General features: G+C 33.7%; 24 protein-coding genes. All 24 read left to right on the top strand.

The window, feature by feature from the left end; genetic code table 11:
* Positions 1-2 precede the first annotated feature (2 nt).
* The 24 genes from GFO_RS09590 to GFO_RS09475 all read left to right on the top strand — a co-directional run bounded on the left by GFO_RS09590 (position 3) and on the right by GFO_RS09475 (position 22,602).
* Entirely contained in the window at positions 3-722 is a 720-nt protein-coding gene (locus tag GFO_RS09590) for a GNAT family N-acetyltransferase (protein WP_011709908.1), read from the top strand.
* A 1-nt stretch (position 723) separates the two neighbouring features.
* The gene (locus GFO_RS09585) at positions 724-2,010 is read left to right on the top strand and encodes a nucleotide sugar dehydrogenase (protein WP_011709907.1); all 1,287 of its coding nucleotides are present in this window, start codon (positions 724-726) and stop codon (positions 2,008-2,010) included.
* A gap of 76 nt (positions 2,011-2,086) precedes the next feature.
* Entirely contained in the window at positions 2,087-3,481 is a 1,395-nt protein-coding gene (locus GFO_RS09580) for a nucleotide sugar dehydrogenase (protein ID WP_011709906.1), read from the top strand.
* Positions 3,482-3,490: 9 nt separating this feature from the next.
* On the top strand, positions 3,491-4,534 hold the full coding sequence (rfbB, locus tag GFO_RS09575) for a dTDP-glucose 4,6-dehydratase (RefSeq protein WP_011709905.1): 1,044 nt from the start codon (positions 3,491-3,493) through the stop codon (positions 4,532-4,534).
* A 5-nt stretch (positions 4,535-4,539) separates the two neighbouring features.
* The gene (rfbA, locus tag GFO_RS09570; RefSeq protein WP_011709904.1) at positions 4,540-5,412 is read left to right on the top strand and encodes a glucose-1-phosphate thymidylyltransferase RfbA; all 873 of its coding nucleotides are present in this window, start codon (positions 4,540-4,542) and stop codon (positions 5,410-5,412) included.
* Between the two features lie 18 nt (positions 5,413-5,430).
* Positions 5,431-6,852 carry an NDP-hexose 2,3-dehydratase family protein gene (locus tag GFO_RS09565; RefSeq protein WP_011709903.1) on the top strand — a complete coding sequence of 474 codons (1,422 nt, stop codon included), beginning with the start codon at positions 5,431-5,433 and terminating at the stop codon, positions 6,850-6,852.
* A complete protein-coding gene (locus GFO_RS09560) occupies positions 6,846-7,832 on the top strand; it encodes a Gfo/Idh/MocA family protein (RefSeq protein ID WP_011709902.1) in 987 nt (328 codons plus the stop codon). Before GFO_RS09565 ends, GFO_RS09560 begins: the two co-directional genes overlap by 7 nt.
* Positions 7,825-8,925: a DegT/DnrJ/EryC1/StrS family aminotransferase gene (locus GFO_RS09555; protein WP_011709901.1), complete on the top strand. Its 1,101-nt coding sequence runs from the start codon at positions 7,825-7,827 to the stop codon at positions 8,923-8,925. Before GFO_RS09560 ends, GFO_RS09555 begins: the two co-directional genes overlap by 8 nt.
* Positions 8,926-8,929: 4 nt before the next feature.
* Entirely contained in the window at positions 8,930-9,679 is a 750-nt protein-coding gene (locus tag GFO_RS09550) for a dTDP-4-amino-4,6-dideoxyglucose formyltransferase (protein ID WP_011709900.1), read from the top strand.
* Positions 9,660-10,517, top strand: a complete 858-nt coding sequence (locus tag GFO_RS17290) for a glycosyltransferase (protein ID WP_011709899.1) — start codon at positions 9,660-9,662, stop codon at positions 10,515-10,517. The genes GFO_RS09550 and GFO_RS17290 overlap by 20 nt, the downstream gene beginning before the upstream one ends.
* 56 nt (positions 10,518-10,573) lie before the next feature.
* Positions 10,574-11,389 (top strand): glycosyltransferase family 2 protein, encoded by an 816-nt coding sequence (locus GFO_RS17285; protein WP_011709898.1) that lies wholly within the window; start codon positions 10,574-10,576, stop codon positions 11,387-11,389.
* A 64-nt stretch (positions 11,390-11,453) separates the two neighbouring features.
* Complete coding sequence (locus tag GFO_RS09535) at positions 11,454-13,250, top strand: ABC transporter ATP-binding protein (RefSeq protein ID WP_011709897.1); 1,797 nt, start codon at positions 11,454-11,456, stop codon at positions 13,248-13,250.
* Between the two features lie 213 nt (positions 13,251-13,463).
* Positions 13,464-14,480: a UDP-N-acetylglucosamine 4,6-dehydratase (inverting) gene (gene pseB / locus GFO_RS09530; RefSeq protein ID WP_011709896.1), complete on the top strand. Its 1,017-nt coding sequence runs from the start codon at positions 13,464-13,466 to the stop codon at positions 14,478-14,480.
* Position 14,481: 1 nt separating this feature from the next.
* Positions 14,482-15,678 (top strand): UDP-4-amino-4,6-dideoxy-N-acetyl-beta-L-altrosamine transaminase, encoded by a 1,197-nt coding sequence (gene pseC / locus GFO_RS09525; protein WP_011709895.1) that lies wholly within the window; start codon positions 14,482-14,484, stop codon positions 15,676-15,678.
* Positions 15,665-16,498: an aldo/keto reductase gene (locus tag GFO_RS09520; RefSeq protein ID WP_011709894.1), complete on the top strand. Its 834-nt coding sequence runs from the start codon at positions 15,665-15,667 to the stop codon at positions 16,496-16,498. Before pseC ends, GFO_RS09520 begins: the two co-directional genes overlap by 14 nt.
* A complete protein-coding gene (locus GFO_RS17280) occupies positions 16,483-17,379 on the top strand; it encodes a Gfo/Idh/MocA family oxidoreductase (RefSeq protein ID WP_011709893.1) in 897 nt (298 codons plus the stop codon). Before GFO_RS09520 ends, GFO_RS17280 begins: the two co-directional genes overlap by 16 nt.
* The gene (locus tag GFO_RS17275) at positions 17,376-18,134 is read left to right on the top strand and encodes an SDR family oxidoreductase (RefSeq protein WP_011709892.1); all 759 of its coding nucleotides are present in this window, start codon (positions 17,376-17,378) and stop codon (positions 18,132-18,134) included. The genes GFO_RS17280 and GFO_RS17275 overlap by 4 nt, the downstream gene beginning before the upstream one ends.
* A complete protein-coding gene (locus tag GFO_RS09505; protein WP_011709891.1) occupies positions 18,119-18,832 on the top strand; it encodes an acylneuraminate cytidylyltransferase family protein in 714 nt (237 codons plus the stop codon). The genes GFO_RS17275 and GFO_RS09505 overlap by 16 nt, the downstream gene beginning before the upstream one ends.
* Positions 18,822-19,817 carry a UDP-2,4-diacetamido-2,4,6-trideoxy-beta-L-altropyranose hydrolase gene (gene pseG / locus GFO_RS09500; RefSeq protein ID WP_011709890.1) on the top strand — a complete coding sequence of 332 codons (996 nt, stop codon included), beginning with the start codon at positions 18,822-18,824 and terminating at the stop codon, positions 19,815-19,817. The genes GFO_RS09505 and pseG overlap by 11 nt, the downstream gene beginning before the upstream one ends.
* A complete protein-coding gene (gene pseH, locus GFO_RS09495; protein ID WP_011709889.1) occupies positions 19,810-20,358 on the top strand; it encodes a UDP-4-amino-4,6-dideoxy-N-acetyl-beta-L-altrosamine N-acetyltransferase in 549 nt (182 codons plus the stop codon). The genes pseG and pseH overlap by 8 nt, the downstream gene beginning before the upstream one ends.
* A 20-nt stretch (positions 20,359-20,378) precedes the next feature.
* The gene (locus GFO_RS09490) at positions 20,379-20,786 is read left to right on the top strand and encodes a MaoC family dehydratase (protein WP_011709888.1); all 408 of its coding nucleotides are present in this window, start codon (positions 20,379-20,381) and stop codon (positions 20,784-20,786) included.
* 16 nt (positions 20,787-20,802) lie between these two features.
* On the top strand, positions 20,803-21,237 hold the full coding sequence (locus GFO_RS09485) for a GNAT family N-acetyltransferase (RefSeq protein WP_011709887.1): 435 nt from the start codon (positions 20,803-20,805) through the stop codon (positions 21,235-21,237).
* The gene (locus GFO_RS09480; protein ID WP_011709886.1) at positions 21,234-21,914 is read left to right on the top strand and encodes a formyl transferase; all 681 of its coding nucleotides are present in this window, start codon (positions 21,234-21,236) and stop codon (positions 21,912-21,914) included. The genes GFO_RS09485 and GFO_RS09480 overlap by 4 nt, the downstream gene beginning before the upstream one ends.
* Positions 21,892-22,602, top strand: coding sequence for a PIG-L deacetylase family protein (locus GFO_RS09475; RefSeq protein WP_011709885.1), 711 nt, complete (start codon positions 21,892-21,894; stop codon positions 22,600-22,602). The genes GFO_RS09480 and GFO_RS09475 overlap by 23 nt, the downstream gene beginning before the upstream one ends.
* Positions 22,603-22,622: the final 20 nt, after the last annotated feature.

The following is a 22,622-nucleotide window of genomic DNA, read 5'->3' as shown; positions in this document are numbered from 1 at the left end:
AAATGGAAAAACCATATAAAATTTTAGAATGGGATACGGACTTTTTTAATTTCAATGTTGCAGAAATTAAAAAGAATATTCTAAGCGATACCAGCTCAAGACAAAATATTCTTGAATCCATGGTTCGTGAGGAAATAAAATTAGCCTATTATAGTTCGGAAAAAAAGTTAGAATTAGAATTATCTCCAGATTTTGATGTAGACTTAATCATACATAGAGTACCGTTAGAAAGGAAGATTATTGATGAGTTTCCGATTCATCGAAAAATTAGCTTTTATGAAGAAGACTATCCGGACAATTCATTAATCGAATTAGCTCAATTAGCAGGCCGGCAAGGCAGATTTGGTTTAGATCCAAAAATAGCTCCGGAAGTTTGTGACGAGATATTTAAAAATTGGATTATAAATTCAGTTAATAAGAAGCTAGCTACCCACACTTTAGTTTATAAAGAGAATTCAGAAATTGTAGGTTTTGCGACAATTGATATAAAAGACGGAAAGGGAAGAACACCTCTATTTGCTGTTAAGAGGGAATATGAAGGTAAAGGTATTTCATTTGCTTTAATGAGAGCTATGGAATCAGTTTTAAAAAGAGAGGGCTGTCCAATCGTAGTAGGTGGCACTCAAAAATTGAACGAAAAAGCACTCAAGGTCTACAAAAGATATGGTTTGGTTCCGCAGAAACCTGAGTTTATTTATCACTTTTGGAATAAAAAATTATAGAATGAAAGAAAAAAAAATAGCAGTTATAGGGTTAGGATATGTAGGATTACCTCTTGCAAGATTGTTTGCCACTAAATATACCGTTGTAGGATTCGATATCAATAAAGCTAGGGTAGAAGAATTGATGAACGGTCATGATTCAACGATGGAAGTAGAGGATGATTTACTGCAGTCTGCGCTAATAAAAAAGGCTGATTTAAAAAATACTAAGGGTTTATTTTGTTCTTACGATCTTATCGATATTTCTGACTGTAATTTTTATATTATAACAGTTCCCACACCGGTAGATAAAAATAATCGTCCAGACCTTACACCTCTCTATAAAAGTAGTGAAACTGTAGCAAAGGTTTTGAAAAAAGGAGACGTAGTGATTTACGAATCCACAGTCTATCCCGGAGTAACAGAGGATGAATGTGTTCCTGTTCTTGAAAAACATTCTGGACTAGAATTTAATCAGGATTTTTTTGTAGGATATTCACCTGAAAGAATAAATCCGGGAGACAAAGAGCATACGGTTGAAAAAATTTTAAAAGTTACAGCAGGATCTACCCCGGAAATTGGAAAAGAAGTTAACGATTTATATGCTGAAGTGATAACTGCTGGAACTCATTTAGCTCCGACGATCAAAGTAGCAGAAGCCGCCAAAGTAATTGAAAATTCTCAGCGTGATATTAATATTGCATTTGTTAATGAATTAGCAAAGATTTTCAATATGATGGGGATTGATACTCAGGATGTACTGGAAGCTGCTGGTACTAAGTGGAATTTTCTGCCATTTCGACCAGGATTAGTCGGTGGACATTGTATCGGTGTAGATCCTTATTATCTTGCTCAAAAAGCACAGGAAATTGGATATCACCCTGAAATTATCCTTGCAGGTAGAAGGATGAATGATTCCATGGGGCAATATGTCGCTTCTGAACTAGTGAAGTTAATGCTGCAAAATGATATTAAGGTCAAAAACTCAAAAATTTTAGTACTAGGTATCACCTTCAAAGAAAACTGTCCTGATGTTCGCAATACTAAGGTCGTTGATGTAATTAAAAGTCTAAAAGAATATGGCGTAGATATTACTATATATGATCCTCTTGCTAATCCTGCTGAAGTAATGCACGAGTATGGGTTAGAAACAACAAAAAATCAACCAGATTCAAAATTTGATGCGATATTGTTAACAGTGGCGCATAAGGAATTCATTAGCCTGAATTTTGATGATTTAAAACAGCTAGTTTCTGTAGTTTATGATGTTAAAGGTGTATTGGGAGATAGATGTGATAGAAAGTTATAGACATCTCAAGTAATATTATTGTAAGAGTTAGAAATGAGTTGTTAAATTCTCAATATAAATTATTGAATATATTAAAATGAAAATTAAAAATATCTGTTGTATCGGTGCTGGTTATGTTGGCGGACCTACTATGGCTGTAATTGCTCAAAAGTGTCCAGAAATCAACGTCACCGTGGTTGATATTAATAAAGAAAGAATAGCGGCCTGGAATGATGATGATGTTGAGAATATCCCAATTTATGAGCCAGGATTATCGGCGGTAGTATTGGAGGCTAGGGGGAGAAATCTATTTTTTTCAACAGATGTGGATGAAGCAATAGATAAGGCAGATATGATCTTTATTTCCGTAAATACTCCAACGAAAACATACGGGATAGGAAAAGGAATGGCGGCCGATCTTAAATTTATTGAACTTTGTGCTCGCCAAATAGCAAAAGTTGCCAAGAACGATAAAATTGTTGTAGAGAAGTCTACCTTGCCAGTTCGCACGGCTGAAGCATTGAAAAACATCCTTGAGAATACCGGGAATGGAGTAAATTATCAAATTTTATCAAACCCTGAATTTCTTGCAGAAGGAACGGCGGTAGATGACTTGATGAATCCAGATCGGGTTTTGATAGGAGGAGATTTAGATTCTCCAAAAGGAAAAGAAGCTGTGAGGTCTTTAGTTGATATTTATGCACATTGGATTCCAAAGGAACGTATATTAACTACCAACGTCTGGTCTTCTGAATTATCTAAACTTACGGCAAATGCATTTCTGGCTCAAAGGGTTTCAAGTATAAATGCTATGAGTGAATTATGCGAAAAGACGGGAGCAGATGTAAATGAGGTTTCTAAGGCCGTAGGAATGGATACAAGGATTGGGTCAAAATTCTTAAAATCTTCAGTTGGTTTTGGAGGTTCTTGTTTTCAAAAAGATATTTTAAACTTAGTATACATTTCGAAATCTTTTGGATTACACCAGGTAGCCGATTATTGGGAGCAGGTAATAATTATGAACGATTACCAAAAAAAACGTTTCGCTTATAAAATTGTTCAAACGCTATTCAATACCGTTTCAGGTAAAAAAATAGCCATTCTAGGTTGGGCATTTAAGAAAGATACTAATGACACCCGTGAATCGGCAGCGATTTATGTCGCAGATTATTTACTGAATGAACAAGCAGAGATTGTTATATATGATCCAAAAGTAAAAAAAGAACAGATTTATGCTGACCTTGATTACTTGAATACTCGTTCTTCCGAGGAAAACCGTACCAAAGTGAAGGTGGTAAATACTCCATATGAAGCAACAAAGGAGGCTCATGCCGTAGCTTTATTAACAGAGTGGGATGAATTTAAAGATCTTAACTGGCAAATGATTTATGACAAAATGCTTAAACCTGCTTTTTTATTTGATGGCAGAAGATTATTGAAAAGAAAAACCAAAGAGGATATAGGTTTCGAATTTTATGCAATAGGAAATTAATTTATCATTATGAACATTTTAATTACAGGTGGTGCAGGATTTATAGGTTCACATGTAGTGCGATTGCTGGTTAATGAATATCCAGAATACAGCATATTTAATCTTGATGCGTTAACTTACGCTGGCAATCTTGAAAATTTAAAGGACATAGAATCAGAAAGGAATTATACTTTTTTGAAGGCTGATATCAATAACGCTCAGGAAATTAGTGATTTGTTCAAGAAATATAAATTTACTAAGGTAATACACCTCGCAGCAGAATCACATGTTGATCGTTCGATATCTGATCCTTTAATTTTTGTGAAAACAAATGTTATAGGCACCATGAACCTTTTAAATGCTGCATTAGAAAATTGGAAAAATGATTTTAAGGATAAGCTTTTTTATCATATTAGCACTGATGAAGTATATGGTACGCTAGGAGATACAGGATTATTTACCGAAACTACAGCTTATGATCCAAACTCTCCATATTCAGCTTCAAAAGCAAGTTCAGATCATTTTGTAAGAGCATATGGCGAAACTTATGGACTACCTTATATTATTTCTAACTGTTCGAATAACTATGGACCAAATCAATTTCCAGAGAAATTGATTCCACTATTTATTAATAACATAGTTAAAAAGAAGGCGTTACCTGTATACGGAGATGGTAATTATACAAGGGATTGGCTTTATGTAAAAGATCATGCTATTGCGATTGATCTTTTACTGCACCAAGGAAAAATTAAAGAAACATACAATATTGGAGGATTTAATGAATGGAAAAATATTGAACTGGTTCAGCTGCTCTGTAAAATAATGGATAGAAAATTGAATAGAACAGATGGTGACTCTGCTAAATTAATTACTTACGTTAAAGACAGGCCTGGCCATGATAAACGTTACGCTATTGATGCAAGTAAAATTAATGAAGAGCTTGGATGGAAGCCTTCTGTGACTTTTGAAGAAGGCTTGGAAAAAACGATCGATTGGTACTTATCGCATGAAGAGTGGTTAGATAATGTAACCAAAGGAAAATATAGGGAATACTATAATAAACAATATAAATAAAATCTATGAAAGGAATTATTTTAGCAGGGGGGAGTGGTACTAGATTATACCCTATTACGATAGCTGTAAGTAAGCAATTACTGCCAGTCTATGATAAACCTATGATTTATTATCCTTTATCGGTCTTAATGTTGGCAGGGATAAAAGATATTCTCTTTATTACAACTCCTAATGATCAGGAAGCGTTCAAGAAGTTATTGGGTGATGGTACCCATTTGGGCTGTAATTTTGAATATTCAGTACAGGAGGAACCCAATGGACTGGCTGAAGCATTTATTATAGGTGAGAAGTTTATTGGTAATGAAAAGGTAGCCTTGGCATTAGGTGATAACATTTTTCATGGGAATGGTCTTGTTAACTTATTAAGAAGTAAAACAGATGTCAGTGGTGCTTCGATTTTTGCGTACCCTGTAAAGGATCCTCAAAGATATGGCGTTGTGGAATTTGATAAGGATAAAAAAGTCAAAAGCATTGAAGAAAAGCCAAGTTCCCCGAAATCAAAGTATGCCGTACCTGGATTATATTTTTATGATAACAACGTAGTTGAATATGCTAAGAAGGTGACTCCCTCCGATCGCGGTGAAAAGGAAATTAGTAGCATTAATCAAATGTATTTGCAAAATGATGCCCTTGAAGTAGGAGTTATGACCAGGGGTATGAGTTGGTTTGATACGGGCACCGTAGAATCTTTAGATGATGCTACAGAATTTATTAGAGTGCTTCAGAATCGGCAGAGTACTATGATTGGCTGCATAGAGGAAGTAGCTTATTTAAGTAAGTTTATTGATAAAGGTTCACTGGCCAAACTTTACAAGCAATATGGTAAATCTAAGTATGGTGAATATCTAAAAGAAATGGGTGAAACTATTTTGCAGTAATTTCTGAATAATATCCGGATGGAGAGAAGATTGAACAAAATATTTTTAAAAAGTCTTTTAGAAAAGGAAAATTCAATTGTTACAACTGAAGAAGCTCTTAAGTGGATTAAGAGGCAGAATTCAATTATAAAAGTTGAGGTTGAACAAATTGCTTTTTCAGAATTAGAGAGTTGGGGATTTAACGATTCTTCTTTAAGTCATCATTCAGGAAAATTTTTTTCCATCGATGGACTTTCTGTAACCACTAATTATGGGGGGAAACACCAATGGAATCAACCAATAATTAATCAGCCTGAAATAGGATACCTCGGTTTTATCACCAAAGAGTTTAATGGCGTTCTACATTTCCTAATGCAAGCTAAAGTTGAACCGGGTAATATCAACTATGTACAATTATCACCAACATTACAAGCAACAAAAAGTAATTATTCAAGGGTACATAAGGGAAAGGCACCAGCTTATTTAGAATATTTTCAAAAGGCAACCCGAGAAAATATTCTATTGGATCAACTGCAATCAGAACAAGGTGGTAGGTTTCTAAAAAAAAGGAATAGAAATATTATAATCAATGTAAAAGAAGAACTCGAAGTTTTAGAGAACTTTATGTGGTTAAGCTTAGCTCAAATAAAAGAGTTGATGCTAATAGATAATATTGTTAACATGGACACCAGGACAGTTATCTCGGGAATACCATTGGGTAATTTTGAATACGAAAGTCTGAGTCTAGTAAGTTCTATTTCTGAAATTTCTTCCCACGAATTCAATAAAGGTCTTTTAAAATCCTGTGCGAATGATGCTAAGGGTATAAATACTTTAAATGATGTAATTCTCTTTATTACAAATCATAAGTGTAATTTTGAGTTAGATGTAACCAAAATTCCTTTATCTGCCTTAAATGATTGGGTTATTGACAATACTAGCATTCATCACATAGATCATAAGTATTTCGAAATTATCGCTGCCAAAATTAAGATTAGCAATAGAGAAGTTATTAATTGGACCCAACCAATGGTTAAACCAGCACAGGACGGAATCTGCGCTTTTATTTGCAAAAACATCAATGGTGTTTTACATTTTCTGGTTCAGGCAAAATTAGAATGTGGAAATTTTGATATAATTGAACTGGCACCTACAGTACAATCTTTGACAGAAAAATTTACTGCGAAATCTGAAAATCCTATTCCCTATTTGAATTATGTACTTGAAGCTACAGAAGATAAAATTTTATTTGACACATTGCAGTCTGAAGAAGGAGGTAGGTTTTATCGAGAGCAAAATAGAAATATGATAGTTTTTGCTGATAGCGGTTTCGCCGAAGAGATTCCGGATAATTTTATCTGGATGACATATAGCCAATTACAAACATTTATAAAACATAATAATTATATAAACATTCAGGCCAGAAGTCTTATGGCTGCATTATCCTTTAATTTATGTTAAAAAGTAGTTCGAAGATAAGAGTCGGAGTTTTGGGTGCTGCTAATATTGCAATGCGGTCTTTAATACCCGAGATCCAGAATCTGTCCGACAAATTTGAATTTGTTGGTTTAGCATCAAGGCACCCCAAAAATATGGAGGAAACTTCTTATGCCTACACTTTGTACGAAGGATATGAATCAATTCTAGAACAAAATATACTAGATGCAGTTTATATTCCTCTACCCAACTCACTGCATTACACTTGGGTAAAGAAAGCTTTAAAGAAAGGTTTGCATGTATTAGTTGAGAAATCTTTGGCTTGTGAATATGAAGAGGTTAAAGAACTTAATGAAATTGCTAAAGAATCCAATTTAGCTCTCGTCGAAAATTTTCAGTTTAGATTTCATTCCCAATTATCTGAAATAAAAAAAATCATTAATAATGGCGTAATTGGTGATATAAGAATTATTAGAAGTACCTTCTGTTTCCCTCCATTTACAGATTCAGATAATATTCGATATAAAAAAGAACTTGGAGGGGGTGCATTATTGGATGCGGGGGCCTATACCATAAAATTATCTCAAATACTCATGGGGCCCGAACTTTATATTACTTCTGCTAAGAGTAATTCTAATAGTAATTTTGATGTAGATATTTGGGGAGGGGGTACGTTGCAACAGAAAAATGGTAAGTTATTTTCGCAATTTTCTTTTGGATTTGATAATTTTTACCAGTGCAATTTGGAGGTTGTAGGTTCAAAAGGTAAAATGTATACCAATAGAATTTTCACAGCTAAAGAATCTTTCAAACCAAAGATTATTCTAGAAACAAATAAAGATGGCATGAGAGAAATTGAGTTAGAGTCTGATAATCACTTCAGGAATATGCTGATTTATTTTTATGAGTTGGTAACAGGTATTAAAGATAAAAATATTGAATATTCGCAAAATATCAATCAAGCTCGTCTATTAGAGGAATTTAAATCAAAGTCTAATGAATAGTAAAAGAAAATCAATTTTTGTTACTCAACCTTCCTTGGCTCCCTTAGAGGAATATACCGATTTATTAGAAGAAGTTTGGAAATCGGGAATTTTAACTCATAATGGTCCAAAGGTTCGAAAATTGGAAAAGGATTTAGAGAACAAATTGAATATTCCCAATTTTACTTTGGTTCTGAATGGCACTGTAGCATTGCAAATGGCAATAAAAGCTTTAGAGCTTAAAGGCGATATTATTACTACGCCATTCACTTGGGTAGCTACTATTAGTGCGATCAAATGGGAAGGTTGTAGTCCTGTTTTTTGTGATATTGATCCAGATACATTAAATATAGATGAAGAAAAAATTGAAGGTTTAATAACCAAAGATACTGTAGCAATAATGCCGGTCCATGTTTTTGGGACAGCCTGTAACGTAGAAAAAATTGAGAAGATCGCTAAAAAACATAATTTAAAGGTGATTTATGATGCCGCACATGCTATTGGAAGTTCCTACAAAGGAAATAGTTTACTTCAATATGGAGATATTTCTGCGACAAGTTTACATGCTACAAAACTTTATAATACTGGCGAAGGAGGGGCCTGTATCACAACCAGTAGTAGCTTAAGGAAAAAGGTGGAGAGAATTCGGTTTTTTGGGCATAATGAAGAAAAGGAAGTAGTAGAGGATGGATTTAATGGAAAAATGACAGAAATTCACGCCGCTCTGGGGATTGCCAATTTAAAATATTTTGATGATGTATTGAAAGATAGGAAAGAGAAGTATTTAATGTATCTAGATCTTCTAGGTAAATCAGAAAAACTGAATTTTCAAAAAATAAAAGAGAACGAAACCAATTATTCTTATTTTCCAGTAATATTTTCATCTGAAGAAGAACTTCTTAAGGTGGAAAAGGCTTTGAATAAGAACGAGATTTTTCCCAGACGTTATTTTTATCCTTCCGTTAATACATATTCGAAAATTTTAAATCATCAACCTACTCCCATATCAGAAGATATTTCTAAAAGAATAATGTGTCTTCCTCTTTTTTATAATTTAACCCCATTAGAGATAGAGTACATTGCAAAAATTATTCTAGAAAAACTTGAACATTAGATAGATGAAAAGGATATTGGTTATTATAGATAATCTTCAGCAATATGAAAAGATCCAATCTTTAATTAATAAGAAAAATAGAGCAAATTTAAATTTCGATTTTTATCATAGTAATGTTCCAACTGATATTTGGGATCATATAGATTTTAAAAATCAAAATAAAATTTTAGATGTCAACCAAAAGACTGATTGGATTTTGGAAAATTTCCATATGGTTGTATCAGTACACTGCTATCAATTCTTTCCTGCTAAATTAGTTAACGGAATTCGTTGTATAAATATTCATCCTGGGTATAATCCTGTTAATCGTGGGTGGTATCCACAGGTATTTTCTATCATCAATGATCTCCAGATAGGAGCTACTATTCACGAAATGGATGAAAAGTTAGATAATGGTCCCATTATATCTCGAAAATTTGTAGAAAAATTTTCTTGGGATACCTCTCTTACTTTATATAATCGTGTTTTAAATGCTGAAATGGAATTGTTACAAGAAAATTTTGATAAAATATTCGATGGTAATTATTTGACTAAAAAACCGGAAACTGGCGGTAATTTCTTTTCTAAGCGTGATTTTAAGGAACTGCTGGAAATAAATATGGATGAGACTGATACTTATAGAAATATTATAAATAGGCTTCGAGCTTTAACCCATGGCAGTTACAAGAATATGTATTATACTGATCCTGAATCTGGTAGAAAAGTTTATGTCAATTTATCTTTAATTCCTGAGGATGAAAAAGAAAAGGATTAAAGTTTCAGCGTGTATTATTACCTATAATCACGAGAAATTTTTAGAAAAATGTCTGGAATCGGCCATTGGTCAGAAATTGGACTTTGATTACGAGATTATAATTGGAGAAGATAAGTCTACGGATAATACACTAGCTATTTGCAAAAAATATGAACGTAAATATCCTGATCTTATAAAAGTTATTGAGCGAGATCAAAATCTAGGGATGGTGGGTAATTGGCTTTCAACCTTGAAGGAATGTGAGGGTGATTATATAGCGCTGTGTGAGGGTGATGATTTTTGGACGGATAGTCACAAGTTGGAAAAGCAGTTGAAATTACTATTGGAAAATGAAGATTATACAATATGTGGATCTAAAGTGCAAAGTTTAAATGAGTCGAAGGTTCGAAAAGAAAGTGAAGGAAAAATATATGGGGAAATAAACTTGGATCAGGTTTTAAGAAAAAATCAATTTACTACTTGCTCAGCCGTTGTTAAAAAATCAGCCCTGGATTTGCCTCCATGGGAGAACTTTAATGATTTCTTTACAGTAGATTGGCCTATATGGTGCAGTTTACTTCGATATGGAAAAGGTTATAATTTGGAGAGTGTGACTGCACAATATAACATTCATTCAGCGGGAGCAACTTCTGGTAGGAATAGAATTAACACTTTAAAAAATAAGTTAGAAGATAGGATTCTTATGATAGAAAATTTTCCAACTAAAAAAAATATTATCAAAAATTATGGACTGAAAATTATTTTTCATTATACATGGAAATCCTTATTAGGCCGAAAAGATTTTTATAATGCACTTCTAGAGAATAAAAAATTGGTAAAGTCTTATTTCCTTTACTAATATCTTTTGTATAATTCTTTTACTAATCTACGATTGGAATCAATATAAACAAAATTATGAAACCGGATGTTGGAGTTGTCATTGTAACCTACAATCGTTTGAATCTGCTTAAGATCACCTTATGTAAGGTGCTGGCACAAACTTTTAATAATACGGAAGTTCTTGTAGTGGACAATAACTCAACAGATGGTACTAGAGATTATTTAGATTCGCTGAGTAAGGTCAGTAAGTTACTATTGACAGAAAATATGGGGCCTGCAGGTGGATTTTACGAGGGTATTAAATATTTCACAGAAAAATCTGATGTGAAATATGTATGGTTGATGGATGATGATTTTTTTCCATTTAAATCATGTCTCGAAACTTTAGTTACTTCAGTAGATACTAATACCATGGTTTTTCCTTATATAAGAGAAAAAGATTTTATATCCAGAAGAGATCCTGGATGGTGGGGAGTCCTTATTCCAATTTCAATAATAAAAAAAGTAGGCTATCCCATGAAAGAATTATTCTTCTGGACTGAGGATTCTGAATATCTTTTACATAGAATAAGAGGCCAGTATAAATACAAAGCTAAGTGGGTATCTGCTGCTAAAGGAGTACATTTTACTAAGCGAGAAACAAATCATCGGCCTCCTTGGAAATTTTATTACGAAACCAGAAATATGCTATATATGCGTTTGTTTGAGAGGGAGATAACCATGAGAAGATCATTAAAACTGGTAAAAAGTTGGATGAAGCTATTGGGTAGTATCCTTTTAAAGGAAAATAACAAAAATGAAAAGTTGAAAATGTTTTTTCGTGGTACTAAAGATGGGATTCAGCGAAAGCTAGGAAAAAAAGTGGATCCAGTTTCAGGACAGTATTATTAGACTGTTAATATGCTTTCTCAAATCTTATATGATGCAGATACGGTTTATAAAATGATTAAATAAAGTGGTTTTGATAAAAAAAATTATTAGGAAGTATTTTACCAGTTTCGCATATTTTTATTCCTATTTGGGATATAGGGTTTTTATCTTAGTTGGGCTAAGCATATTCGTAGGTATTTTAGATGGTTTTGGTTTGACTATGTTCCTTCCTCTGCTTCAAATGGTTAATAATTCTTCTGAAGTAGATCCTGAAGCTTTAGGAAAACTACAATTCATAGTTGATTTTATCAACGATATTGGTTTTGATCTAAATCTGGTTTCTATACTAGCTTTTATGGCAATTTTCTTTTTGGCGAAAGGTTTGGTTCAGTATGCTTCTGGTATTTATTCAGTAAATGTTCGAGAATGGTTTATAAAAAATCTAAGATTAAATAATATTACTTGGTTGAATAACTTACGTTACAAATATTTTGTAATGTCTGATGTTGGTAGAATCCAGAATACTTTGACTGGAGAAGTAGACAGAGTAGCAGCTTCCTATTTCAATTATTTTAAGGCTTTGGAGTTTGGAGTTTTAGTGTTTGTATACATGGCCTTTGCTTTTAGAATTGATTCCCAATTTGCGATTTTGGTTACGGTAGGAGGTGTTTTAACTAATTTTCTATATAAATCCTTATATAAGAACACAAAAAATATTTCCAGGACCCTTACCGGTGAAAATAATGTATTTCAGAGCCTGGTGATCCAGAATGTAGCGAACTATAAATATTTGAAGGCTACAGGTTCTCTGGAATCTTATGGTAATAAATTGAGAGAGTCTGTAAATAAAATTAAAAAGAGTAATAAGCAGATTGGAAAATTGGATGCATTGTTATTTGCCGGAAAAGAGCCGATTTTAATATTCGTCTTAGTTACTGTAATTTACATTCAAACCTCTTTTTTTGGATCAGATCTTGGGCCTATTTTAATTAGTTTAATATTTTTTTACAGAGCATTAACCAATTTGATGCAAATGCAGACAAGGTGGAACAAGTTTTTAGCCGTTTCAGGATCCCTGGAAAATATGACAGCATTTGGAGAAGAACTTAAAGGAAACAAAGAAAGGAGAGGAGCACTCAAGCTTGAGCCACCCATTGAGAAAATGGAATTGTCTAATGTAGATTTTCACTATAAAAACACTCCCATTTTAAGGGATATCTCATTAAACATAAAAAAGCATGAAAGTATTGCTTTTGTAGGAGAAAGCGGTAGCGGGAAAACAACGCTGGTCAATATAATCGCAGGATTGCTGCCTATAGATAGTGGGAAATATATCCTTAATGGTGAAGACATGGAAAAAATTGATAATCGAAGTATCCAGAAAAAAGTTGGATATATTACCCAGGATCCTGTAATCTTCAATGATACTGTCTTTAACAATATTAGCTTTTGGGATGATGATAATAAGTCTAATAAAGAACGTTTTTGGCTGGCTGTAAAACAAGCATCTATCCTAAATTTTATTAACGAACTTCCAGATGGGGAGAATACTATATTGGAAAATAACGGGGTTAATCTTAGTGGTGGGCAACGTCAAAGAATTTCAATCGCTCGTGAATTATACAAGAATGTTGAAATTTTAATATTGGATGAAGCTACTTCAGCATTAGATTCAGAAACTGAAAAAGCTATTCAGGAAAATATTGATGAACTTAAAGGAGACTATACTATTTTAATCGTAGCTCATAGAATAGCGACAATTAAAAATGCAGATCGAATCGTAGTAATGAAGAAAGGGAAAATATCAAATGTAAATACATTTTCCAATCTAATTGACGAATCTCCTTATTTCAAGAAATTGGTTGAACTGCAAGAAATTTAAATGCTTATTTTAAATTAATTTCAAAAAACCTTAATGGCATTAAATTTAAATATAATTTTTCCTTTATTCCCATGCTAGTTTCTTAATGTATTGGTCAAATAGGTTGTTTGGTTACAGGATATTGTCACTGTTAAAATTAATTAAAAAAAAACCTAGATAACTTATAACCGTTTTAATCTCTTTACTTTTGAAGTTTAAAAAATAATTAAAAATATGTTTGATTTAACTGGTAAATCTATTTTAATAACCGGCGGAACAGGATCCTTAGGAAAAGCCTTAACCGCTCATATTCTTGGCAAACATTCGAATCTCAAAAAGCTAGTTATTTTTTCTCGCGATGAACAAAAACAATTTGAGATGGCACAGGATTATCCTGTTGAAAAGTATCCGCAAATAAGATTTTTTATAGGTGATGTTAGAGATGAAGCCAGGGTTAATAGGGCTTTAAAAGGTATTGATTATGTGATTCATGCAGCTGCTATGAAACATGTGCCCATAGCTGAATACAATCCTATGGAATGTGTTAAGACAAATATTATGGGAGCTGAAAACATAATCAATGCATCTCTGGAAACCAGTGTCGAACGTGTAGTAGCACTTTCAACAGATAAAGCTGCGGCACCTATTAATTTATATGGTGCTACTAAATTAGCTTCAGATAAATTGTTTGTAGCTGCCAATAATATAACAGGCTGGAATCCCATTAAATTTTCAGTTGTACGATATGGTAATGTAATGGGATCTAATGGTTCAGTAATCCCGTTTTTTCTCAAAAAAAGAAATGAGGGTGTATTACCAATTACTGATCCTACAATGACCAGATTCAATATTTCACTTCAGGGTGGAGTGGATATGGTAATGCATGCATTGGAACATGCCTGGGGTGGTGAAATTTTTGTTCCGAAAATTCCTTCTTATAAAATTACTGATATTGCCGAAGCTATAGGTCCAGATTGTGATAAACCGGTTGTAGGTATTCGTCCGGGAGAGAAAATTCACGAAGAAATGATAACCGATTCCGATTCTTATTACACATATGATTTAGGTAAATATTACACAATTCTTCCGGCTACTCATAAGTGGAAATTAGAGGATTTTATCGAGAAATTCAATGCGAAGAAAGTAGCACCAGGTTTTCAATATAATTCGGGAGAAAATGATGAATGGGAATCCGTAGAGGATCTCAGAGATTTAATAAAAGAACATGTAGACCCAACATTTGAAGTATAATATGAATCAACCAATTCCATACGGCCGCCAAAATATCACAGAAGAAGATATTGAAGTTGTAATTGAAACTCTGAAATCAGATTATCTTACTCAAGGTCCAAAAATAGCAGAATTTGAGGAATCTTTTGCTGCTTATGTAGACAGCAGATATGCGGTAGCGGTCTCCAATGGTACTGCAGCACTTCACCTTTGTGCGATGTCTTTAAATATACAATCAGGGGATAAAGTTATAACTACACCAATAACATTCGCTGCTTCGGCAAATTGCATAAGATATTGTGGAGGAGAGGTGGTATTTGCAGATATAAACCCAGAGACTTATCTATTAGATATTGATAAAGTGAGAGATTTATTAGAAAGTGCCCCGAAGGGAACTTATAAAGGTCTAATACCTGTAGACTTCGCGGGTAGAGCGGTAAATCTAGAAGAATTTAGAAATCTTGCTGAAGAATATAATTTATGGATTATTGAAGATTCATGTCATGCACCTGGAGGATACTTTGTAGATTCTAATGGCAATAAACAATTATGTGGTAATGGGCAATTTGCAGATTTAGCTATTTTTTCATTTCATCCTGTAAAACATATTGCATGCGGAGAAGGCGGCATGATTACCACCAATGACAAAAAGCTCTATGAGAAACTTCTGAAATTACGAACCCACGGGATTACCAAAAGTGAAGAAATTTTTGAGAATTCTATAGAATTCGCAGGAGGGGCTTCCGGGAATAGTACATTTCCAAATTGGTATATGGAAATGCAGGAATTGGGATATAATTATAGATTAACAGATTTTCAGGCAGCTTTGGGAACTAGCCAATTAAAAAGAGCTGACGAGGGACTTGAGAAACGAAGAATGCTCGCTGCAAGATATGATCAAGCCTTTGCTGACAAAAAATTTGCGAAGGGGCAGTCTGGAGTTATTGAGGGACATGCATATCATTTGTACGTGCTCGAAGTAGATGATAGGCTGGGCTTATATAATTACTTGCGGGAAAATAAGATTTTTGCGCAGATTCACTATATCCCATGTCATTTAATGCCTTACTATCGTGAACTGGGTTGGCGAGAAGGAGATTTGGCACAATCGGAAGAGTATTATCGTAATTGTATAAGTTTACCTATGTATCCAACTCTGGAAAAGAATGAACAGGATTTTGTGATAGATCACATTAACAATTTTTATGAAGTTGATTAAAAAGCTAGGTTTAGGAACAGTTCAGTTTGGACTTCCTTATGGTATTTCTAATAAAACCGGACAAACCAGCTCTATGGAAGTCAAAGAGATTTTAAATACAGCTAAAGCTTATAATATAGAAGTTTTGGATTCGGCGAGTGCTTATGGAAATTCCGAAAATGTTTTGGGTCAAAATGATTTATCTCCATTTCAAATGGTATCCAAATTTATGCCAGCCAGTATGGAATCTATTTCCATACAACTCGAGACAAGCTTAGAAAAACTCGGACTTGAAAAGTTACATGGGTACCTTGCTCACCGCCCAATGGATTTCTTGGAAAACCCTTCACAATGGGATGAATTATTGGAATTCAAAAGTAAATCTAAAGTGGATAAAATTGGGTTCTCTTTAAACGAACCAAAGGAGCTGGTACTCCTAATTGATAAAGGCTTTATACCAGATCTTGTTCAGGTTCCGTATAATTATTTTGACAGGAGATTTGAAATTCTTTTAAAAGATCTTAAAAAAGAAGGTTGCGAAATTCATACGCGATCAGCTTTTTTACAAGGCTTATTTTTCATGAATCCAAATAAGTTAGACAATTTTTTTGATGAAGTAAAGCGGCCCTTAAGCCAGTTACAAAAAAAAGAATTTTTAAATGGAGCTCTCTTAAAATTTGCCGTGCAACAACCATTTATAGATAAAATTATCATTGGTGTTGAGACTAATAAGCAGTTAATTGAAAATCTAACAAACTTGGAATTAGCTTCACAACTTCCAGAGTTACAATATAAAATAAATGATAATATTTTAATTCCATCCCGATGGCCAAAAAACTAAAAATAGGCGTTGTTGGTATGAGCGATGGGAATGGGCATCCTTATTCCTGGAGCGCCATATTTAATGGCTTTGATAAAGAAAAAATGGAGGATTGCCCTTTTCCTGCAATTCCTGAATATTTAGCGAAACAAAAATTTCCAGAAGCTAGTTTGGGGAACTTCGGTAAAGTCACCCATATTTGGACTCAGGATATAGCCACTTCAAAACATATTGCGGCAGCTGCGAAAATTGAAATTGTAGTAGAAAATCTTGAGGATATGGTCGGGGAAGTAGATGCTGTTCTATTAGCCAGGGATGATGCCGAAAATCACTATAAAATGGCTTTGCCATTTTTGAAATCCGGAATTCCTATTTTCATTGATAAGCCTTTGGCTTTATCTGTATTTGAAGCTAACAAAATTTTAGATGTACAGCAGTTTGAAGATCAGGTTTTTTCCTGTTCTTCTATTCGCTTTGCTGAGGAACTAAATTTGACAGACCAGGAAAAGGACAGTATTGGAGAAATAGTTCATGTAGAAGCAGCTATACCAAAAAAATGGGATACCTACGCTATACATTTAATAGAACCGATTGTTTCCCGTCTGCCTGAAAGAGGCGAACTACTTAATGTTAAGAGTATCCATAATCAACATCTTTCCAGTTGTATGATTGAATGGAAAAATACTACTGCGTATATTAAAGTTACCGGTAATATACCAATTCCTATAAAATTGTCATTTTATGGCTTAAAGGGTGTGATAGAAAAAGATTTTAGGGACTCTTATGCATGTTTTAAAAGTTCGCTTAAGAAATTTGTGAACTTAGTAAATGGAATTGAGAGTAATATCAACAGGGAGGAGACACTCGAAATAATTCAAATTTTAGAAAAAGGTAAAAGATGAAAAATATTTTAATTACGGGGGGGAGTGGTAAAGTAGGTTTTCAACTTGTCAGGCATTTTTTGGGCAATGGGTACAAGGTGATCACTACATCTACTAACCGAGAACGTTTTTTAGATAAAAAACATTCAGAATTATCGGGATATAACCTCGAGAATTTTAAAGTGATTGAAGTTGACTTTTCAGAGAACAGCGCTTTAAATTTAATTAGAACATTTATTCAATCCAACAAAATAGTCTTAACACATGTCATCCATAATGCCCGATCACTTAGGTTCTTAAAATTAGAAAACGATAAAACTATTTCTGCGGAAAATTTTTCCGGAGAATTATTTATGGATGTTGTTTTTCCATATCGGCTATCTATGGAATTGATTAATAATGCGTCTCATAAAATTGAGAATATAATTTTTATATCGTCCATGTATGGCGTAGTTGCTCCCACCCCATCCTTGTATGATAATTTTGAAGAATCATCTGCTGTGCATTACGGGGTTTCTAAAGCAGCCCAAATTCACCTAACCAAAGAATTGGCAGTTCGTTTAGCTCCCGAAATTAGGGTTAATTGTGTTAGTTTTGGAGGGATAAAAGGTAGGACGGATAAGGATTTTGAAAGCCGCTACAAAAATTTAACACCACAGCAAAAGATGCTGGAGGAGGAAGATGTAATAGGACCTGTTGATTTTTTGGTTTCTGATAATTCCAATAATATGACCGGGCAAAATATAAAAGTTGACGGAGGATGGACAATTTGGTAAATAGAAGAATTATTGCTGTAATACCGGCAAGGGGAGGTTCTAAAAGAATACCTAAAAAGAATATTATAGACATTGGCGGCAAACCAATGATTGCCTGGACTATAGAAGCGGCCCTGAAATCTAAATATATTGATCGTGTACTCGTAAGTACAGACGATGTAGAAATCGCTGAAGTAGCAAAGAAATATGGTGCCGATGTGCCGTTTTTACGAGATTCTAATTCAGATGATCACTCTCCTATAAGCCTTGCAACTATTAGGGCGGTGAGCCAGTGGGAAGAAGGAAGTTATGGAAAACCAGAAATTGTAGTTCAATTAATGGCGAATTGCCCTTTAAGAGATAGTGCGGACATAGATGAGGCAATTGAAATTTTCATTAAGAAAGGCAAGGAATATCAGATCAGTTGTTTTAAGTATGGATGGATGAATCCATGGTGGGCTCATAATTTGGATGCAAATAATATTGCAACCCCCATATTTGATAGCGAAGAAAGAATAAAAAGATCACAGGATCAGCCAGACCTTTATTGTCCTACCGGGGCGATTTGGATTGCTAATCGAGATAGTCTTTTTGAAACAAATAGTTTTTATGGTCCGGAATACAGCTTCTATCCCATGCATTGGAAAAAAGCAATTGATATAGATGAGTATGAGGATTTGGAAATGGCAGAATATTTTTTGAATCTGAATGAAAGATAAAATATATATAAGAGCAGATGGAAGTCCGGAAATTGGCTTAGGTCACATTATCAGGTGCTTTGCATTGGCCAAAATGCTCAAAGGCTCTTTTAATATACATTTCGTTACGAGATCCATTCCAAAAATTATCGAGACCACTTTCGTAGTTGAAGGATTTTCAGTGTCAAGAATTTCAGAAGAAGAAGAATTTTTCAATTTTCTGAACGGTGATGAAATTGTAGTGCTAGATCACTACGAATTAGATTCTACTTATCAAAAGAGAGTAAAAGAAATTGGAAGTAAATTGGTTTGTATAGATGACCTGCATGACAAAGTATTTTTTGCAGATTTAATAATCAATCATTCACCAGGTATTTCTCCAAAAGATTATCTAGCACAGCCATACACGAAATTTGCATTAGGCCCCGGGTATGCCTTGCTACGACCAGCTTTTCTCGAGGCTACCAAGGATAATAAAAAAATCGATGAAATCAAGCATGTATTAATTTGCTTTGGGGGTTCAGATTTTAAAAATCTCACAAAATCTGTTTTGGAAATAGTAGCTGAAAATGATATGATGGAAAGAATCTCGGTAATATTAGGCTCTGCTTATACTCACCATGAATCATTGAACGATATAGAAAAAAAGAACCCTAAAATTAAAATTTCATCTTCATTGAATGAGAATGAAATGCTTTCTGAAATTAAGAAAGCAGATCTCGCCATTATACCTTCCAGCGGTATATTACTTGAAGTTCTTGCAGGAGGCGCGATTCCGTTAATTTGTTATTATGCCGAAAATCAACAAAGATTATTTAATTATTTCAAGTATAGAGATTTGTTGCCGTCGTTTGATGCTAATAAATTCGATGGAAAAGAATTGAGTACTGTCATAGCAGACATCCAAAACAATAAAATTAAAATAGAAGAAATACCATTTCGTAAGGAATTAAGAAATGCTGCTAAGAACAATTTAAAAAAATTTAAAAAATTGGTCAATGAATGATGTAAATTTTATTGAAATAAATGAAGACGACCTTGAAACAATCAGAACGTGGAGAAATTCCTCTGAGGTAAGTAAATATATGTATACTGATAATCTAATATCCTCAGACCAGCAAGAGAGTTGGTTTAAAAAGATATCTCTAGAAAAAAATAGTAGGTACTGGATAATTGAGTATCAGGGAAGAAAACTTGGATTGGTATATATTATTGATATTGATACATATAATAGTAAATGTTTTTGGGGTTTTTATCTTGGAGATACTTCAATAAGGGGTGAAGGAATTGGTAAAAAAGTAGAATTTAACCTGCTTAATTATGTATTTGAAGACTTAAAATTGAATAAACTGTGCGGAGAAGTGCTCAGTTTTAATATTAGAGTTCTTGAAATGCATTCCAAGTTTGGTTTTAAAAAAGAAGGGCTTCTAAAACAACATGTTAAAAAAAATGGTGAATTTGTAGACGTAATAACTATTGGCCTTTTAAAAGATGAATGGAGGGATATTAAAGATGAGATCTACCGCAAAATTTATCAAACGGTATGATATGAGTAAAAAATATTAATATGGAATTTAAAGTCGGGGACAGAGCCTCTTTATCTAAAAGATTTTCAGAACATGATGTTTTGAGTTTTTCATCTACCTCTGGGGATGAGAACCCAATACACTTTGATGAAAATTATGCCTCAAAAAGTAGATTTGGGCAGAGAATTGTGCAGGGGCCTATGGTGATTTCTCTTGTTGGGGGAATACTGGGCAGCAAACTTCCAGGGCCAGGAACCATCTATTTGAGCCAGGAGACATCGTTTAAACAACCTGTGTTTATAGACCAAAAAGTAACTGCATGGGTGGAAGTGATTCATATCAGAGAGGATAAACCTATAATAACATTGAGGACCTGGGTGGAGAACGATGAAAAAGATATTGTGATAGAGGGAAAAGCTGTTGCTTTTTTTTTAAAGGAGATTAAATAAATTGCTCATTAGATAAATGTTACAAAACTTAAGGTCGATAAATGATCAGGATTGCACTTTGTTATTCAAATGGGTGAATGACGAAGAAGTCCGAAAGAACTCATTAGATAGTCAAAAAATAAAATGGGAGGAGCATAAATTATGGTTTAATAATAAACTTAATAGTTCACGTTGTGAAATTTTTATCTTTGAAAATGATAATTTACCTGTTGGACAAATTCGATACGATAAAAATACCAATGGAATTTGGGACATAGATTATTCAATTGATAAAGAATATAGAGGCTTGGGTTTCGGTAAAAGAATGGTTGAATTAAGTTTAAGTAGTGTATCAGGTGTGAAGAGGGCGGTGGTACAACGAAAAAATATTGCATCCTGTAAGGTTTTTGAAAAGTTGGGATTTGAGATGGACAAAAAAAATGATGAAATAATTGAATTCCTTTACAAATGAAAAATTACATTGTTCTTTCTGAAAAAGTTTGGCATGAAGAAATTTATTTTAAACTAAAAAACAATTTTCCGGAATTTAAATGGACTTTAATTAAAGAGAGAAATGACTTTTCCTACGAAGAGTTAAAGAAATTAGAACCTGAAAAAATATTTATACCGCATTGGTCATATATCATTCCGGCTAAGATTTTTGAAAATTTTGAGTGTGTAGTTTTCCATATGACAGATCTTCCATATGGCAGAGGCGGAAGTCCTCTTCAGAACTTAATAGTTAGAGGGCATACCCATACAAAGATTTCTGCTTTGAAAGTTGAAGAAGGACTTGATACAGGTCCTATATATTTGAAAAAGGATTTACAATTATTAGGTACCGCTCAGGAAATTTTTATAAGAACTACCACTATTGTGGAAAAAATGATTGGTGAAATTATAGAGAATGATTTAAGTCCAATAAAGCAAGATGGTGAAATAGTGGAATTCAAGCGGCGTAAACCCAAAGACGGGAATATGGCGGATCTCCAACAGGTTTTAGAAATTTATGATCATATAAGGATGCTTGATTGCGATGGATATCCTCTTGCATATATCGAATCTGAACATTTTCGCTTTGAATTTTCACGAGCTTCATTACAATCCAAAAAAGAAATTATAGCAGATGTTAGAATCATTAAGAAATAAAAGAATATTAGTTTTTGTCGCTCATCCAGATGACGAATTATTAGGTGTTGGAGCAACCATGCATAAGCTAATTCATGAATATGGTTGTAAAGTTAGAGCGGTTATTTTGGGAGAGGGTATTACCTCGAGATCGGATAATAGAGATACTGAGAAGTGGTCGGAAGAATTGAAAATTCATAGAGATAATATCGAGAGTGCCCGTTCCGTCATAGGTTACGCATCAGTAGGGGTTTATGATTTTCCCGACAATCGGTTTGATACGGTGGCTTTATTGGATATAATTAAGGTGGTAGAAAAAGAAAAAATGGATTTTCAACCGGAAGTTATATTTACTCATCATCTAGGAGATGTAAACATTGATCATCAAAAAACCTTTGAAGCAGTTTTAACGGCAATAAGACCTCTTAAAGAAGAAAATGTTCATACGCTGATTTCGTTTGAAACACCTTCTGGTACAGAATGGAGAGCAGCTACAGATCCAAAACACTTTATTCCTAATTTCTTCATCGAAGTCTCAGAGAGTAATCTGCAAGCCAAAATAAAAGGGATGGAAAGCTATGAATTTGAAAAAAGAAAATACCCTCATCCAAGATCTCCTGAGGCTCTAAAAATTCAGGCTCAACGTTGGGGTATCGTAGCAGGTAAAGAATTCGCTGAAGCTTTTTCAATTGTAAGAGTAATTAATTAAATTAGACTGAATCCATTTCC

It is taken from the genome of Christiangramia forsetii KT0803 (genome assembly GCF_000060345.1).
GTDB classification, from domain to species: Bacteria; Bacteroidota; Bacteroidia; order Flavobacteriales; family Flavobacteriaceae; genus Christiangramia; species Christiangramia forsetii.
This window is presented reverse-complemented; position numbering and strand designations above follow the sequence as displayed.

Excerpts from the sequence above, each read along its gene's own strand:
- GFO_RS09590 (WP_011709908.1), top strand. The coding sequence starts at position 3 with ATGGAAAAACCATATAAAATTTTAGAATGGGATACGGACTTTTTTAAT.
- GFO_RS09585 (WP_011709907.1), top strand. The coding sequence starts at position 724 with ATGAAAGAAAAAAAAATAGCAGTTATAGGGTTAGGATATGTAGGATTA.
- GFO_RS09580 (WP_011709906.1), top strand. The coding sequence starts at position 2,087 with ATGAAAATTAAAAATATCTGTTGTATCGGTGCTGGTTATGTTGGCGGA.
- rfbB (WP_011709905.1), top strand. The coding sequence starts at position 3,491 with ATGAACATTTTAATTACAGGTGGTGCAGGATTTATAGGTTCACATGTA.
- rfbA (WP_011709904.1), top strand. The coding sequence starts at position 4,540 with ATGAAAGGAATTATTTTAGCAGGGGGGAGTGGTACTAGATTATACCCT.
- GFO_RS09565 (WP_011709903.1), top strand. The coding sequence starts at position 5,431 with ATGGAGAGAAGATTGAACAAAATATTTTTAAAAAGTCTTTTAGAAAAG.
- GFO_RS09560 (WP_011709902.1), top strand. The coding sequence starts at position 6,846 with ATGTTAAAAAGTAGTTCGAAGATAAGAGTCGGAGTTTTGGGTGCTGCT.
- GFO_RS09555 (WP_011709901.1), top strand. The coding sequence starts at position 7,825 with ATGAATAGTAAAAGAAAATCAATTTTTGTTACTCAACCTTCCTTGGCT.
- GFO_RS09550 (WP_011709900.1), top strand. The coding sequence starts at position 8,930 with ATGAAAAGGATATTGGTTATTATAGATAATCTTCAGCAATATGAAAAG.
- GFO_RS17290 (WP_011709899.1), top strand. The coding sequence starts at position 9,660 with ATGAAAAAGAAAAGGATTAAAGTTTCAGCGTGTATTATTACCTATAAT.
- GFO_RS17285 (WP_011709898.1), top strand. The coding sequence starts at position 10,574 with ATGAAACCGGATGTTGGAGTTGTCATTGTAACCTACAATCGTTTGAAT.
- pseB (WP_011709896.1), top strand. The coding sequence starts at position 13,464 with ATGTTTGATTTAACTGGTAAATCTATTTTAATAACCGGCGGAACAGGA.
- pseC (WP_011709895.1), top strand. The coding sequence starts at position 14,482 with ATGAATCAACCAATTCCATACGGCCGCCAAAATATCACAGAAGAAGAT.
- GFO_RS09520 (WP_011709894.1), top strand. The coding sequence starts at position 15,665 with ATGAAGTTGATTAAAAAGCTAGGTTTAGGAACAGTTCAGTTTGGACTT.
- GFO_RS17280 (WP_011709893.1), top strand. The coding sequence starts at position 16,483 with ATGGCCAAAAAACTAAAAATAGGCGTTGTTGGTATGAGCGATGGGAAT.
- GFO_RS17275 (WP_011709892.1), top strand. The coding sequence starts at position 17,376 with ATGAAAAATATTTTAATTACGGGGGGGAGTGGTAAAGTAGGTTTTCAA.
- GFO_RS09505 (WP_011709891.1), top strand. The coding sequence starts at position 18,119 with ATGGACAATTTGGTAAATAGAAGAATTATTGCTGTAATACCGGCAAGG.
- pseG (WP_011709890.1), top strand. The coding sequence starts at position 18,822 with ATGAAAGATAAAATATATATAAGAGCAGATGGAAGTCCGGAAATTGGC.
- pseH (WP_011709889.1), top strand. The coding sequence starts at position 19,810 with ATGAATGATGTAAATTTTATTGAAATAAATGAAGACGACCTTGAAACA.
- GFO_RS09490 (WP_011709888.1), top strand. The coding sequence starts at position 20,379 with ATGGAATTTAAAGTCGGGGACAGAGCCTCTTTATCTAAAAGATTTTCA.
- GFO_RS09485 (WP_011709887.1), top strand. The coding sequence starts at position 20,803 with ATGTTACAAAACTTAAGGTCGATAAATGATCAGGATTGCACTTTGTTA.
- GFO_RS09480 (WP_011709886.1), top strand. The coding sequence starts at position 21,234 with ATGAAAAATTACATTGTTCTTTCTGAAAAAGTTTGGCATGAAGAAATT.
- GFO_RS09475 (WP_011709885.1), top strand. The coding sequence starts at position 21,892 with ATGTTAGAATCATTAAGAAATAAAAGAATATTAGTTTTTGTCGCTCAT.